Raw genomic sequence first — 14895 nt, forward strand, 5'->3', positions numbered from 1 at the left:
TACTTGGAGAAATCATGGCAGCACGAATGAAATTCATCTGCGACACGGAGCGCTGCATCGACTGCAACGGCTGCGTCACGGCCTGCAAGAACGAGCACGAACTGCCGTGGGGGATCAACCGCCGCCGGGTCGTGACGATCAACGACGGCGTGCCCGGCGAGCGTTCCGTTTCCGTCGCCTGCATGCACTGCACGGACGCGCCGTGCCTCGCGGTCTGCCCCGTCAACTGCATCTACCACACGGAAGACGGCATCGTCCTGCACAGCAAGGACCAGTGCATCGGCTGCGGCTACTGTTATTACGCATGCCCGTTCGGCGCCCCGCAGTTCCCGGAAACGGGACTGTTCAACCATCGCGGCAAGATGGACAAGTGCACATTCTGCGCAGGCGGGCCCGAGGTGGATACCTCCGAAGCGGAGTTCAGGAAGTACGGCCGCAACCGCATCGCCGAAGGCAAGCTGCCGGCCTGCGCGGAAATGTGCGGCACCAAGGCCCTGCTGGGCGGCGATGCCGACACGGTCGCCAATATCTACCGCCAACGTGTGGAGACGCGGGGCTATGGCCCGGAGCTGTGGGGCTGGAAGATCGCCTACGGCCGGCCAAAGCGTGGCGGCGACATCAAGGCGCGGGGCGACCTGCCGCGCGAGAACCAGCAGGTCAGCGATGCCCAGAACGACCCGTGGAGGATCCCATGACGCGCCGCATCCTGACGGCGGTCCTGCTGCCGCTGGCGCTGTCCGGCTGCCTGGAAGTGAACCAGCATCCCGCCTGGAAGAAGGGCGAATATGCCGGCAAGACGGACAACCGCCATTTCCAGACGCGCTTTCACAATGACCGCCTGGCCTGGATGGCGACCATCATGAACCGCAACGCGAAACAGAACGAGTACAACCGCGCCAACCCGTAAGCGCAGCAGAGGAACCGTCATGGACCACATCACATCAGCGCTGCGGCGAAGCATCTCCTTCCTTGCGGTTGCCGGCCTGCTGCTGGCCGCCTTGCTGGCCGCGCCGGCGCACGCCGGGGTACCGAACAAGGACGCCGTGCCGGCCTATGCGGAAGAGCAGACGATGCTGCAGATCGAAGCCGATTCGCGCACGCCCGAACCCGGGCTGATGGCGCCCGCGTCGGGCCGCGTGCATATCGACCGCCATTATCTGGGGCAGTACGGTGCGACCGAGGGCAACGTCATCGTCCAGCGTGGCGGCAATACGTGGCGCGAGTGGCGCAACGGGCCCATCGCCACCGTGTCCGGCATGATCCTGGTGCTGGCGCTGCTGGCCATCTTCCTGCTGTACAGCGCGGTCGGGCCGGCCCGGCTGGACGCGCCCGAGTCGGGCCGCCGCATCCAGCGCTTCAGCCGGTGGGACCGGTGGGTGCACTGGGCCACGGCCATCGCCTTCCTGCTGCTGGCGGTGACGGGGCTGATTATCCTGTTCGGCAAGGTGGTGCTGCTGCCGCTGCTGGGGCACGACATCTTCGCCGCCGTCGCCTATGTATCGAAATACCTGCACAACTTCGCCGGTCCCCTGTTCGTTGTCTGCTCCGTCGTGATGTTCGTCACCTTCCTGCGCCGAAATTTCGTGCGCCGGACGGACTGGGAATGGGTCAAGCAGGGCGGCGGCGTGATCACGCACAAGCACGTGCCGGCCGGTTTCTTCAACGCGGGCGAGAAAGCCTGGTTCTGGCTGGGCGTCACGTTGCTGGGGCTTGTCATGTCCATCAGCGGGCTGATACTCGATTTCGCCGTGGGGCAGACCCGCTACGTGATGCAGATCGCGAACTACCTGCACCTGGCCGGCGCCACGTTCTATATGGCCGCGGCCATGGGCCACATCTACCTTGGTACGCTGGGCACGCCGGGCGCGTACCGGGCCATGCGCGAGGGGCACGTGGACGAGGAATGGGCCCGCGCCCACCATTCGCTGTGGTACGAGGAAGTCCAGGCGACCGGGCAGGGCGCCGCAGCGCCCGCGCCTGGAGGACATCGTCGTCCCGCCTCTGGCCCCGTCTCCGGTCCGGGCAACGCACCACGAGGACACTGATGAAAGCACTGACGTTATTCACCCTGGGGGCGCTGACGCTGGCCGGCTGCGATAGCGGCCACCAGGCCGCCTCGGGAGGCGTGATCCAGACAAAGTTCCCCGGCCAGGTCACGGCCGGAGGCGGCACCAGCGGCGCTGTCATCGCGCACACCAGCCGCCCCGTTACCGATGCCACCTATGCCGGCGGCACCCCGGGGATCGCCGGCGGTTCCGGCGGCACGACGTCCGGCGCCGCCACGGCCGGCACCGTGCAGGAGTCCGGCCAGGGACCGTCACAGGGCACCACGCAACCGGACAGCGCCGGTCGTCCCGGCACCACGCTGCCGCCCGGCGACATGGGCAAGGCTGCCGCCCCGGCCGCAAGTGACGCCGCGGCAGGTGGCGCCGCCGTGCACCGCGATCCGGGCGCCGGCGCGGCCGAACCGACGAGGAAGCCATGATGCCCGCACGCACACCTTCACGCGCACCGCTTCTCGCGCTCTCCCTGCTGCTGGCGGCGGGCCTGGCGCACGCCACATTGCCGCCGCCGAGCCCGCAGCAGGCCGCCGCCGCCGCGCAGAAGAAGGCGCAGGCCGATGCACAGGCGCAGCAGGACAAGGAAAAGCTGATCCAGTCGATGGACGGCATCGCGGCCCGCTATCGGGCACGCGCCGCCAGGGAAGGCTGGACCACGCACCCGCCAGTGGCCGTCGCCGCGCCGTCCGCGGCGCTCAGTGCGCCGGCCGTGGCAACGGGCATGGCACCATCGAAGCAGCCGGCTACGGGGCCCGTGCGCAGCGAGAAGCTGGGCACGGCGGCGCCCAGCGCGGACACCAAGGCCCGGCCCACGCAGGCCATGCCGCGCGGAGCGGACCCCACCGTCAACAAGTCCAGGCACGGGAAACAATGAAACTCGGAAGCATGCCGATCGCCGTCATCATGCAGCGGCGCACTCCCACGCACAGGTGGGCGGACGAATCCTGGGCCGCAGTCGGCATCGTGCGCGATGGCGGCGACCTGGCGCCTGTACAGACGCTGAGCGAAAGCCTTGATCGCGACCATTACCTGGTCTCCGGCCTGGAGCTGGAACTGTACCCGGACGAGAACGACGGCTACTTCGAGAATTTCATGGCGCCGGAGTCGAAGGTGTTCGTGCTGTGGCGCATGCAGGACGGGCGCGCGATGCCGGTGCGCGCGTCCGTCAGCTACGTCGAGGGCACGCGCATGTTCGACTCGGGCGAGAACGCCGACGGCGTCGCGATGCCGCCCGAAGTGCAGGCGTGGCTGCAGGCCTATCTGCAGGCCCATTACCAGCCGAAGCCGCGCCGCGGACGGCAGCACGGCTGAAGGGAGCGCGATGCCGGAAGGATTCCTGCGCCGCTGGTCGCGGCTGAAGGCGACGGGCGAGCCCGAGGCCGTTCCGGCGCGTCCGGCCGCACCTGCTTCCGCGCCGGTCGCCGTGGGCGAAGCGGCGCCCCTGCCGACCTTGGCGGACGTGGCGCAGCTGGGGGCGGATGCGGACTTCAGCCGCTTCGTCGCACCCGACGTCGACAGCGCGGTGCGCCGCCTGGCGCTGAAAAAAATGTTTGCCGATCCGCATTTCAACGCAATCGATGGGCTCGATATCTATATGGGCGACTTTACCAAGGCCGACCCCATCCCGGCTGCCATGATGGCCGCGCTGCAGCATGCGCGCAGCGTATTCGGTCCCGCAAGCGAGGATGAGGATGCCCGAGCGGTGCGCGATCCGGCCGAACCGCCCGCGTCCGACCCGGCCGAACCTTCCCAGGCCGATCCGGCGTCGCCCACCCATACCGATCCCGCCGAGCCGGCCGGGACGCCCGCCATTACACCTCACACAGACGAAACCACCGTATGAACGTACCGTTCGACCCCGCCGCAGTGGCCGCCCCGCGACCGCTGGCGGCCACGCTTGCCGCCATGGCTGCCCTCGACGCCTTGCCGCCTACCGAAGCGCAGGATGCCGTTACCTACCGCTCCGGCGGCAACACGCTGGTCATCGGCCCGGCCGCCGAGGCGCTGCCGCTGGCAGACTACCTGGCGCGCGGGCTGCGCGTCACCGTGCTGCTGCGCGGCGAAGTCCCCCCGACCGAGCCGCGCACCTATCCGGTCTTTCACGCCAACGCGGTCGCGCTGGTGGGCTGGCTGGGCGCGTTTGCCGTACGCTGGCAGGAGACTGGCGCCGCGGCGCAGCAGGCCAGCTTCGACCTCGTGCTGGACCTGGGCGACGTGCCGCTGATCGCCACCCACCAGCCGCCAAATGGTTATTACGCGCCGGGACCCGATCGGACAGCCCGCCAGGCGGCCGCCGATGCGTTGCTGGAGATGGTGGGCGACTTCGAGAAGCCCAGGTATTTCAGTTACCGCGAACGGCTGTGCGCCCACAGCCGCAACACGCTGGTGGGCTGCAACGCCTGCGTCGACATCTGCTCGGCAGGTGCCATCGCGGGCGCTGGCGACAACATCGCCGTCAATCCCTACCTGTGCGCGGGCTGCGGCGCGTGCACCACCGTCTGCCCGACCGGCGCGCTGACATACGCCTACCCAACCGCCACGCAGATGGGGCGCCGCCTGAAAACGGCGCTGCAGGCCTACCGCGCCGAAGGGGGCGTCGATGCCGTCGTCCTGTTCCATGCGGACGACCGGCCGGCGGACGTGCAGCCCGGAACGATTCCCGTGGCGCTGCATCACGTGGCAGCCACAGGCATCGACCTGTGGCTCGCTGCGCTGGCCTACGGCGCCGCCGGCGTGGCGGTGCGACTGACGGGTGCGGAGGCGCCGCAGTACGCGGCCGCGCTGGAGCAGCAGATGGCCATCGCGCAGGAGGTCATGGACGGCCTGGGTTATGCGGGGCCGCACTTCGCACTCGTGCGCGGCGACGGTGCGATGGACTGGCCCGGCGGGCAGGTCCCTGCGCCGGCGGCCACGTTCGACGTGGCCGCGACGAAACGCGACACGCTGGAGTACGCGCTGGACCACCTGCACCGGCATGCCCCGATGCAGCCGCAAACGGTATCATTGCCGGCGGGCGCGCCGTTCGGCGCGATCGCCCTCAATACCGCCGCGTGCACGCTGTGCATGTCCTGCGTGGGCGCCTGCCCCGCATCGGCCCTGCTGGGCGGCGACACGCTGCCGCAGCTGCGCTTCGTCGAGAAGAACTGCGTGCAGTGCGGCCTGTGCGCCACCACCTGCCCGGAAGACGCCATCCGGCTGGTGCCGCGCATGTCGTTCAAGCCGACCCGCAACCAGCCGTTCGTGCTGCACGGTTCGCAACCGTTCCACTGCATCCGCTGCGACAAGCCGTTCGGCACCCTGCAGATGATCGAGACCATGCTGGCGAAGCTGGGCCGGCACGGCGCCTTCGCGGGCAACCTCGACCGCATGAAGATGTGCGGCGACTGCCGCGTGATCGACATGATGGCGCCACAGGAGGAAATGAAGGTCATCCCGTTGCGCCGGATGTGATGCGGCGGCGCCCCGCCGCTGCTGTCCCGTTGTTGCCAGGGTCATATCGCGAATCCGGTGTCGCTCAGTGAAGCCGCGCACAGTTCACCGTTGTGGCGCGCGGCATACTCGGAACTGTAGGGCGCGACTATCAGACCGTCCGGGGCCCGCCCCGGCAAGGCAAAGACAACCAATGGGAGGCAATCGTGTGGGGAGCAGAACTGATGCAGAGCAGGGCGGTGGAATACAAGGGCTACGAAATCTGTCTTGGTTCCGTCTACAAGGACGGCGAGCCCTTGTTCCATTATTACGTGCCGCTGGGTGAGCGGGACGGCGGGGTGGAACAGGGCAAACGCATCATCGACCAGATGGGACGCGAGCGCGACTGAGCGCCTCGGCGGTTCGCGCCGTCCGCGTCAGCGGAACACGTCCTGCCGCACCCATTTCGTCAACACCCATTTTTCGCCTGCGCCCACCGGCGCGCCGCCGTGCAGCGTGGCTTCGTCCAGCTGGCCTTCTTCGTTCATGTATTCGAAATAGACCGCCGCGCCTTTCTTCGGCACGACGGACAGGCCAAGTTTCGGGAACACGGTGTCGCCCGCATCCTCGACGTCGTTCAGGTAGACGATCAAGGTGGCGATGCGCTGGCCGCCGCGCCGCAGCGTGGCCGCGAAACCGGGACTGTTCGGATCGAAGTAGTCCGGATGCGGCTTGTACTCGGCGCCCACGCCGTAGTGCAGCACGTGCAGCGCTTCGCCATGTTCGACCGGAGTGTTGGTGATCTGCGCGATGCGCCGGTTCAGTCGTCGCAGCAGCGCGTTGTCGCCCTCGGGCAGGAACGCGCCGCGGCTGGTGCGGGTGTCGCGCACCTGGTTCTCGCCCGTGGCGGGGCTGAGCGTGGCGGACGGAGCAAGGCGGTCGCGGGCCAGCGCAACGACGGCGTCGCACTCGTCATCGGACAGCACGTTGTCCAGCACCGCCACGACCGGCTGGTCCAGGCGCATCACGACGCGTACGTCGCGGTCGCCCGTACGGATCAGGTTGCCCTGGTGACGGATGCGCGGCGTGCCGTAGCGGTAAGGTGCCCGTTCGGCGGCCGGCAGGCCGGTGCGGCGGCGGGCAATGCGTTCGCCGATGACCTGCTCGGCATACGCCGGGTCGTAATTGGCCGCGACCATCGCCGCCAGGATGTCGGCCGGCCGGCAGTCCCTGTCGACGCTGGCGTCGAGCCACCGGTCCCATTCGTCCGGCATGTGCTTGTATTTTTCCATGGCCGCGCAGTATACCTGTGCTTTGCGGTCGCTGCAGGCGGGCTGTCCTGCGGAGCGGGCGCGGCGGGAACGATCGGTACCTTTGGGACCTGCCGCACCGTGACCTGCCGGCGCACGACCTGGGTGGTAAGGCCCGGCGCGGCGGTTCGGGACGTGGCGGCCTGGGAAACATGGAGCGGCTTTCGAATGAGGGCGAGTGTGGCGAAAATGCGGCTGACTGTCGTTTTTGCAAGGCTGTCAGCTCTACTATGTAGGGAAGGGGCGCGGAAGTGGCTATAATTCCCCGAGACAATCCGCAAAAGGACGGCCGGAGGCGTTCGCTGACCGCTATGCACATCACGAGACTACGTCCGCTGGCCCGTGCGGCTGCCATCGCAGCGGGTCTTGCCATGTCCGGCGCGTTCGCCGGCGAGCCGGCCGCGCCGTACCCGCAGGCGGACGGCCAGAGCTACGACATCGCCGATATGTCGCTGGAGCAGCTCAATAACGTCGTCATCACGTCCGTCTCGCGCCAGGAGGAGCGGCTGGCCAATGCCTCCGCCTCGATCTTCATCATCGGTGCCACCGACATCCGCCGCAGTGGGGCGCGCTCGCTGCCCGAAGCACTGCGTCTGGCGCCCAACCTGCAGGTGGCGCGCCAGAATGCGCGCGACTATGCCATCACGGCGCGCGGCTTCAACGGAACGTTTTCCAACAAGCTGCTGGTGCTGATCGACGGCCGCAGCGTCTATTCGCCGCTGTTCTCGGGCGTGTTCTGGGACACGCCCGACGTCGTCATGGAGGACATCGACCGGATCGAAGTCATCAGTGGCCCCGGCGCCACCATCTGGGGCGGCAACGCCGTCAATGGCGTCATCAATATCATCACGCGCTCGGCCAAGGATACACAGGGCGGACTGGCGACATTGGCCGCCGGCAGCCAGGACCGCGATGCCACGGTGCGCTACGGCGGCACGTTGCAGAGCGGTGGGCACTATCGCGCTTACGGCCGCGTGGTGGACGTGGACGACAGCGAACGGGCCGGCGGCATGGCCGACGGCAACGGCCTGCGCCGCCGCCAGGCGGGCTTTCGGGCCGACTGGGACCGGCCACTCGGCGGCCTGACGGTCTCCGGCGACTACTATGCGACGGACCTGGCGCAGCCGGGCCGCGCGGACGCCACGCTGTCGGGCGCCAACCTGATCGCGCGCGTGACGCGCAAGCTGTCGGACGACTCGGACCTGCGCGTGCAGCTGGTGCTCGATCACGTCGAGCGCAACCAGCCATTGGCGTTCATCGAGCGGCTCGACGTGGTGGACCTGGACGCGCAGCACAGCATGCGCGTCGGCGGGCGCCACAACGTCACCTGGGGTGGCGGCTACCGCTATGCGAACGACCGGATGACGCCCAGCCTCGTCTACGGCTTCGTGCCGGCGGACCGCTCGCTGCACTGGGCCAACCTGTTTGCCCAGGACGAGTGGGCGCTGCACGACGACCTGCGCCTGACGGTGGGCGCCAAGGTGGAGCACAACAACTACACGGGGGCGGAGTACCTGCCCAACGTGCGGCTGGCGTGGCAGCCGGCGCCCGGGCACCTGCTGTGGAGCAGCCTGTCGCGCACCGTGCGCGCGCCGTCGCGGATCGACCGGGACTATCACACGCCCGCCGTGCCCGTCATCGTCGCCAACGTGCCGCGCTACGGTATCGGTGGCGGTCCGGACTTCCAGTCCGAGACGGCACGGGTGGCGGAGCTGGGCTACCGCATCCAGCCGTCGGCCGACTGGTCGTATTCGGCCACGCTGTTCTATGCCGACTACGGCCGGCTGCGCACGCAGGAGCCGAACGTCAACGGTCCGGCCTACAGCGGCCTGCTGGAAGTGGCCAATGGGGCCGCGGGCACCAACCGCGGTATCGAGATGTGGGCACGCTGGCAGCCCATGCCGACTTGGCGCCTCAACGGCGGCCTGGTCCTGCAGCGGCTGCGCACGCACCTGAACGAGGGCAGCGGCGACAGCGGCGGCGCGCTGGGCGTGGCCACCAGCGACCCGAATCACCAGTGGCAGCTGCGGTCGTCGCACGACCTGCCGCGCGACATGCAGCTGGACTGGACCTTGCGCTACACGGGCGCGCTGGCACGGCCGGCGGTGCCGTCGTACTACGAGCTGGACACCCAATGGCTGTGGAAGGCGCGCCGCAATCTCGACGTGGCGTTGATCGGCCAGAACCTGCTGCACCGTTACCACGCCGAGTTCGGCGCGGCGCCGAACCGCAGCGTGGTCCAGCGCAGCGTCGTCCTCAAGCTGACGGTGCGATTCTGATCATGATCGCGGACCGCAAAGAATCCGTACCCAAGCGCCGGTCGCCATTGCGGGCGCCCTGGTTGCCGGCGTCGGTGCCGCTGCTTGCGGCGTTGCTGGTGGGGACCGCCTGCGGCCCCGCCACCGCCGCGCAGCAGGCGCCCGCCGCCGGATCGGCGCCGTCCGGACCGAATCTGGAGCGCAGCGTCAAGGCGGCCTATCTGTTCAAGTTCCTCGGGTACGTCGAGTTCCCCGCCGACCCGGGCGCCGCGCTCGTGGTAGGCGTGATGGCGGCGGACGACGTGGCCGCCGAAGTGACGCGGCTGACGGCCGGGCGCAACGTCAACGGCCGTCCCGTTGCCGTGCGTACGCTGCGCGATGGCGATCCCACGACAGGCCTGCAGATGCTGTTTGTCGGCGCCGGCACCGAGCGGCCCGTGCAGACGCTGCGCGCCGCGGCGCAGAACGGCGTGCTGACGGTGACGGACGACGAGAACGGCCTGCAGCAGGGCGCCATCATCAATTTCCGGCTGGTGGAAGACCGGCTCCGCTTCGAGGTGTCGCTGCCGGCGGCCGAGCGCAGCAACCTGAAGCTCAGTTCGCGCCTGTTGTCCGTCGCCTATCACGTCCAGAAGGGGAACTGAGTGTTCGGCATGCGCAAGCCCGATACGGTGCGAGCCAAGCTGATCGTCATGGCGCTGGCAACGACGTTCGCGGCGCTCGTGACGACGTCCGTCAGCATGCTCGTGTACGACCTGACGACGTTCCAGCAGAACTGGGTGGAGGACCTGACGACGCAGGCGGAATTCGTCGCCACCGTTTCGGCGCCTGCCGTCAGTTTCAACGACCCCGTCGTCGCCCGCCAGAACCTCGCGCTGCTGCGCGTGCGGCCGCAGATCCAGGCCGGCGCCATTTATGGCGTCAACGGCGTGATGTTCGCATCGTATGCGCTGTCGGCACGCAATTCAGCCGTCTTTCCGGCCCGGCCCGGCGCCATCGGCCATGCGGTCGAAGGCGGGCGCATGGTCGTGTTCCACCCCATTATCGAGAATGGCGAACGGGTAGGCACCGTCTACCTCAGCGCCAGCTACCGGCTGCTGGACCGCCTGGTCAGCTACGCCATCATCCTGGGCGCCGTGATGGTGGCCAGCCTGCTGCTGGCGGCGATGGTGGCCAGCCGTCTGCAGCTGGGCATCACGCGGCCGCTGGAAGCCGTGACCGACGTCGCGCGCGCCGTCATGCAGAAACGCGATTTCTCGCTGCGCGTGCGCGAGCGCGCCAGCGGCGAGATCGGCACGCTGGTCGATGCGTTCAACAATATGCTTGCCGAGGTGGAGCGCCGCGCCCACGCGCTGCAGGAAGCCAACCGCACGCTGGAGCACGAGATGACGGTGCGCCAGGGAGCGGAGCGCGCGCTGCTGCTGGCGGACCGGCGCAAGGACGAATTCCTCGCCACCCTGGCGCACGAGCTGCGCAACCCGCTGGCGCCGATCCGCACGGGGCTGGACATCATGCGCCTGAACCGCAACGATGCCGGCGCCACCGAGCGGGCCCGCGGCGTGATGGAACGCCAGCTCAAGCAGATGGTGCGCCTGGTCGACGATCTGCTGGACGTCTCGCGCATCAACACGGGCAAGCTGACGATCCGCCACGATCCCGTGGAGCTGCACTCGGTGGTGGCCAACGCGCTGGAAATCGCGCGGCCGTACATCGACGCGCTGGGCCACACGATCTCGGTAACCTTGCCGGACGAGCCGATGCACGTGTTCGGCGACGCCACCCGGCTGGCGCAGGTGCTGTCGAACCTGCTGAACAACGCGGCCAAATATACCGACCGCGGGGGACGGCTGACGCTGACGGCCGATGTAGGCGCGGACGGCCAGCTGCACATCCGCGTAGCCGACAACGGCATCGGCATCGCGCCGGCGATGCTGGGGCAGATCTTCGACATGTTCGTGCAGGCCGATTCGTCGCTGGAGCGCACGTCGGCCGGCCTTGGCGTTGGACTGTCGCTGGCGCGCCGGCTGGTCGAACTGCACGGCGGCGCCATCGAGGCGCACAGCCCGGGGCCGGGCATGGGCAGCGAATTCGTCGTGACAATGCCCGTCATGCAGGGGGTGCAGGGGACGGCACCGCGCGAGGCGGCCCAGCCGGCGCAAGGCACGCCGTACCGTATCCTGCTGGCCGACGACAACGTCGACTTCGTCAACGCCATCGGCGCGCTGCTGCGCACGATGGGCCACACGGTGCACATCTGCCACGACGGCACCCAGGCGCTGGCGGCCGCCGAGGCCTTCGCGCCGGATTTCGCATTCCTCGATATCGGCCTGCCGTACCTGAACGGTTACGACCTGGCGCGCGCGCTGCGTGCGCTGCCCGGTCTGGCGCGGACCGTGCTGGTCGCCGTCACGGGCTGGGGCCAGCAGAAGGACCGCGACATGGCGTTCGAGGCCGGCTTCGTCGAGCACCTCGTCAAGCCGGTCAGCGTCGAGCAGATCCTGGCGATACTGGCCGAGCGGCGGCCAGGGGCGCTGGTGGCAGCGACTTCGCACTGACTGGGCCTACCTCCGGCCGACGTGCTGTTCCCCCGCCTGCGCACCCTACCCGAACCGCTCCGTGCGGATGGCCCGGTGCGCCACGCCGCGCGCCACCAGCAGCTGGGCCACCGCTTCCACGAAGGCCGTCGGCCCGCACAGGTAGCACAGCGCCGGAAGATGGCCCCAGTGGCCCAGTGCTTTGTCGAGCATTGCGGCATCGATGCGCCGGCCTGTCCCGGCACGCGTGCTGACGGCGACATAGGTAAAACGCGGATCGGCAGCGGCGATGCCGGCCAGTTCGGGCTGGAATGCCAGCGCTTCCGGCGTGCGCGCCGAATGCAGCAGCAGCATCGGCGCGGCGGGAGCGGCCTGCCATGCGCGCGCGATGGAAACCAGCGGCACGATGCCGGAGCCGCCGGCCACCAGCAGCACCGGCGCCGCGTGTGGCGGCTCCCAGATGAAGTGCCCGCCCAGCGGGCCGCGCACGTCGATGGTGTCGCCCGGCTGTGCGACCTCGTGGAACCACGCCGACACTTCGCCGTCGTCCTGCAACGCGATCGCCAGCTCCAGTTCCGCGGCGCCGGGGCGCGAAGCGATGGAATAGCTGCGGCGGGCCTGGTAGCCGTCGGGGGCGGTCAGCCGCACGTCCAGATACTGGCCGGCGACGTGGCCCGCCAGCGGCGCATGCAGGAAGTAGCTGCGCATGCGCGGCGTAAGCGCTGCGATGCGTGCGATGACGGCCGTCCGCCAGTTGCCGTCGCGTTCAGACACCGTGCCGGCCCCGCTTAGTCATCGTCGCTGTAGCGCTGTTCGCGCCACGGGTCGCCGCGCATGTGATAGCCGCGCAGTTCCCAGAAGCCCGCTTCGTCTCTCTCCGTAAACTTCAGCCCCTTGATCCATTTTGCGCTCTTCCAGAAGTACAGGTGCGGCACCAGCAGGCGTGCGGGGCCGCCGTGTTCCGGCGTCAGCGGTTCGCCGCCGAAGTGCGTGGCGATCAGCGCGCGGCCTCCCGCCAGGTCGGCCAGCGGCACGTTGGTGTCGTAGTCGTCATAGGACTGCGCCAGCAGGAAGGACGTCGGCGCCTGCACGCCGGCGGCGGCCAGCAGGTCGTCCAGGGTCACGCCTTCCCAGTCGGTGCCGAACTTGCTCCACGTCGTCACGCAGTGGATATCGCCATGCCAGCGGGTGCGGGGCAGGGCGTTGAATTCGAACCAGTTCCAGCTCGCCAGCGGCCGCGAGCCGTGGCGCAGCGTGAAGCGCCATGCGTCCAGGTTGATCGCGGGAGCGGGCCCCAGCGACAGCACGGGAAAATCCTGCGTCTGCTGCTGCCCGGGCGGCAGGCGGCGTGCGGCGTCCGCGCCGGGGCGGCGGCCGGTAAAACCTCTGGTGCTCATGGTGGCTCCTGTCGTAAAAGCGCTGTCAGTGTAATCAATATTCGCGCAGTCCGCCCCCGCCCGTCTTCCCCCGCCGCGGCAAAGGCCGTACGCTGGTGGCATGAGCGGGCACAGGAGGTGGCATGAGTGCGACGGGAAAAGCGTACACGCATCCGGGCTTGGCCGTGCTGGTCGCTGCCGCGCTGGCGCTGGCGGGGTGCGCAGGCAAGGGACGCGCGGTGGCGCAGTCCGCACCGTCCGTTGCCGACACCCCGGCGGTACCGGCACCGCAGCGCAGCCGGACCGTACAGTCATGGCTGACAACGGCGATGGCACGGTACTGCTGGCGCGCCAGCCCGATCTGGTCCTGGCCGACGTGGCGACGCCCGACGTACCGACGCCCGGCGCCCCTGCGCAGTCGTTGGACGGGCCGGCGGCGCTGCACGGCACGGTGCCGGTTCCCATCGACGTCGATGCGGCCGGACGCCGGCAGCTCATCGCGGGATTCGGCGTGGGTCTCAGCGATGCATCCGCATGGCTGATCCGCAATCGGCTGGACGAAGACGCCCGCAAGTCGCTGCTGCGCGAGCTGTTCGATGCGCAGTCCGGGCTGGGCCTGCGTCTGCTGCGCCTGGCGGTCGGCAGTTCCGAATTCGCGCGCGACCGCTACAGCCTGGACGACGTCCCGCCGGGCCAGCAGGACCCGAACCTGGCGCAACTGTCGATCGAGCGGGACCGCGAGGCCGTGCTGCCGGTGGCGCGTTCGGCGCTGGCAGTCAATCCCGCCCTGCGCTTCGTCGCCGCGCCGCACAGTGCGCCGGGCTGGATGAAAAGTTCGGACAGCCTCGTCAGAGGCACGTTGCGGCCGGAAGCGACGGCGGCGTACGCCCGCTACCTGCGGCGCTTCGTCGACCTGTACCGGGAAGAGGGCGTGCCGGTCTTCGCGCTGACCTTGCAGCACCAGCCGCGCGCGGAACCGGCCGACGCGCCCGGCATGTTGCTGGATGCCGCCGCCCGCGTCGCGCTGGCCGGCCAGCTGGCACCGGGACCCGGCGGCACGCGCATCCTGGAACTGGACGACAGCTGGGACGCGGTGGACGATGCGTTGAAGGTGCTCGGCGATCCGGCCGCGCAGGCGCACCTGGCGGGCACCGCATGGCACTGCTACGGCGGCGACGTGTCGGCCCAGACGGCCGTGCACGACGCCTATCCGGGGAAGGAGATCTATCTGACGGAATGCTCGGGCGGTACCTGGGCGCCCGGTTTCGGCGACGGCCTGGTGCACTTCGGCGGCACGGCTGTCGTCGGCGCCGTGCGTAACTGGGCCACCGGCATCATGCTGGGCAACCTGGCGCTGGACGAGGCGGGCGGACCGCGCATCGGCGGCTGTGCCGGCTGTCGCGGCCTCGTGACGATCGGGGCGGACGGCGGGGTGGTGCGCCATCCCGAATACTACGCGCTGGCCCACGCCAGCCGCTTCGTCCGGCCTGACGCGGTTCACGTCACGTCGACGGGCCCGGTGGACGGGGTGTCGAATGCAGCGTTTGCCAATGCCGACGGTTCGCTGGTGCTGGTGGTGGTGAACGCCGCAACGGTGCCCCGGGACATTCGAGTGCGCACTGCTGAGCGGACGTTCGGCGCAAGGCTAAGCAGTGCCAGCATGGCGACCTACGTGTGGAATGTGCCCGAGTAACGGCCGTTCCACCCGTCTGGTATGAGCCAATTCCCCCGAGGCGGCAACCCTGCGCCGCTGTCCAAAAAAAAATGCTAAGGTTTTGTCAACATTTTCGAGGGAGCATCGTTATGTACTGCAGAGACGCTGAAAACGAGGTGCTGGCCAACCACGGAATACGAGCCCGGATACGAGCTCATATCACGCCGGATCCGGATACGCCGGCGCCGGAGCAGGATCCCCCGGCCATGCCGCCACCGGGCGACGTGCCGCCGAC

The 14895-nt window shown here is 69.1% G+C and carries 16 protein-coding genes; 13 read left to right on the top strand and 3 right to left on the bottom strand.

Annotated elements, in window-relative coordinates:
* Window positions 1-14: 14 nt before the first annotated feature.
* The 9 genes from fdh3B to E1742_RS25250 all read left to right on the top strand — a co-directional run bounded on the left by fdh3B (window position 15) and on the right by E1742_RS25250 (window position 5878).
* Window positions 15-695 (top strand): formate dehydrogenase FDH3 subunit beta, encoded by a 681-nt coding sequence (gene fdh3B / locus E1742_RS25210; RefSeq protein WP_206076710.1) that lies wholly within the window; start codon window positions 15-17, stop codon window positions 693-695.
* On the top strand, window positions 692-907 hold the full coding sequence (locus E1742_RS25215; RefSeq protein WP_134387767.1) for a YceK/YidQ family lipoprotein: 216 nt from the start codon (window positions 692-694) through the stop codon (window positions 905-907). Before fdh3B ends, E1742_RS25215 begins: the two co-directional genes overlap by 4 nt.
* 19 nt (window positions 908-926) lie before the next feature.
* Window positions 927-2045, top strand: coding sequence for a formate dehydrogenase subunit gamma (locus tag E1742_RS25220; protein WP_134387768.1), 1119 nt, complete (start codon window positions 927-929; stop codon window positions 2043-2045).
* Complete coding sequence (locus E1742_RS25225; protein WP_189568771.1) at window positions 2045-2485, top strand: hypothetical protein; 441 nt, start codon at window positions 2045-2047, stop codon at window positions 2483-2485. The genes E1742_RS25220 and E1742_RS25225 overlap by 1 nt, the downstream gene beginning before the upstream one ends.
* Window positions 2482-2934: a hypothetical protein gene (locus tag E1742_RS25230; RefSeq protein ID WP_229466346.1), complete on the top strand. Its 453-nt coding sequence runs from the start codon at window positions 2482-2484 to the stop codon at window positions 2932-2934. Before E1742_RS25225 ends, E1742_RS25230 begins: the two co-directional genes overlap by 4 nt.
* Window positions 2931-3371 carry a DUF3305 domain-containing protein gene (locus tag E1742_RS25235; RefSeq protein ID WP_166793554.1) on the top strand — a complete coding sequence of 147 codons (441 nt, stop codon included), beginning with the start codon at window positions 2931-2933 and terminating at the stop codon, window positions 3369-3371. Before E1742_RS25230 ends, E1742_RS25235 begins: the two co-directional genes overlap by 4 nt.
* Window positions 3372-3381: 10 nt before the next feature.
* Entirely contained in the window at window positions 3382-3903 is a 522-nt protein-coding gene (locus tag E1742_RS25240; RefSeq protein WP_134387769.1) for a DUF3306 domain-containing protein, read from the top strand.
* Complete coding sequence (locus tag E1742_RS25245; RefSeq protein ID WP_134387770.1) at window positions 3900-5510, top strand: 4Fe-4S binding protein; 1611 nt, start codon at window positions 3900-3902, stop codon at window positions 5508-5510. The genes E1742_RS25240 and E1742_RS25245 overlap by 4 nt, the downstream gene beginning before the upstream one ends.
* Window positions 5511-5695: 185 nt before the next feature.
* On the top strand, window positions 5696-5878 hold the full coding sequence (locus tag E1742_RS25250) for a hypothetical protein (protein ID WP_134387771.1): 183 nt from the start codon (window positions 5696-5698) through the stop codon (window positions 5876-5878).
* A 27-nt stretch (window positions 5879-5905) separates the two neighbouring features.
* Here the strand turns inward: E1742_RS25250 and E1742_RS25255 are convergent, their stop codons facing one another.
* The gene (locus E1742_RS25255) at window positions 5906-6760 is read right to left on the bottom strand and encodes a prolyl hydroxylase family protein (protein ID WP_134387772.1); all 855 of its coding nucleotides are present in this window, start codon (window positions 6758-6760) and stop codon (window positions 5906-5908) included.
* 329 nt (window positions 6761-7089) lie between these two features.
* On the opposite strand from E1742_RS25255, the gene E1742_RS25260 reads away from it, so the two are divergent.
* The 3 genes from E1742_RS25260 to E1742_RS25270 are packed head-to-tail and all read left to right on the top strand — an operon-like array spanning window position 7090 to window position 11591.
* Window positions 7090-9057, top strand: a complete 1968-nt coding sequence (locus tag E1742_RS25260) for a TOL_0244 family TonB-dependent receptor (RefSeq protein ID WP_134387773.1) — start codon at window positions 7090-7092, stop codon at window positions 9055-9057.
* Window positions 9058-9059: 2 nt separating this feature from the next.
* Complete coding sequence (locus tag E1742_RS25265) at window positions 9060-9680, top strand: TOL_0243 family YfiR-like periplasmic protein (protein WP_166793555.1); 621 nt, start codon at window positions 9060-9062, stop codon at window positions 9678-9680.
* A 9-nt stretch (window positions 9681-9689) separates the two neighbouring features.
* A complete protein-coding gene (locus E1742_RS25270; RefSeq protein WP_134387775.1) occupies window positions 9690-11591 on the top strand; it encodes a sensor histidine kinase, YfiR-like protein-associated in 1902 nt (633 codons plus the stop codon).
* A 45-nt stretch (window positions 11592-11636) separates the two neighbouring features.
* On the opposite strand, the gene E1742_RS25275 is transcribed toward E1742_RS25270, so the two are convergent.
* Window positions 11637-12344 carry an FAD-binding oxidoreductase gene (locus E1742_RS25275; protein WP_206076711.1) on the bottom strand — a complete coding sequence of 236 codons (708 nt, stop codon included), beginning with the start codon at window positions 12342-12344 and terminating at the stop codon, window positions 11637-11639.
* Between the two features lie 14 nt (window positions 12345-12358).
* Window positions 12359-12967 (bottom strand): sulfite oxidase-like oxidoreductase, encoded by a 609-nt coding sequence (locus tag E1742_RS25280; protein WP_134387776.1) that lies wholly within the window; start codon window positions 12965-12967, stop codon window positions 12359-12361.
* Window positions 12968-13259: 292 nt separating this feature from the next.
* On the opposite strand from E1742_RS25280, the gene E1742_RS25285 reads away from it, so the two are divergent.
* Window positions 13260-14639: a glycoside hydrolase family 30 protein gene (locus tag E1742_RS25285; RefSeq protein ID WP_166793556.1), complete on the top strand. Its 1380-nt coding sequence runs from the start codon at window positions 13260-13262 to the stop codon at window positions 14637-14639.
* Window positions 14640-14895 lie beyond the last annotated feature (256 nt).

Origin of the sequence: Pseudoduganella plicata (assembly GCF_004421005.1) — a bacterium.
In the GTDB taxonomy this organism is placed as follows: Bacteria; Pseudomonadota; Gammaproteobacteria; order Burkholderiales; family Burkholderiaceae_D; genus Rugamonas; species Rugamonas plicata.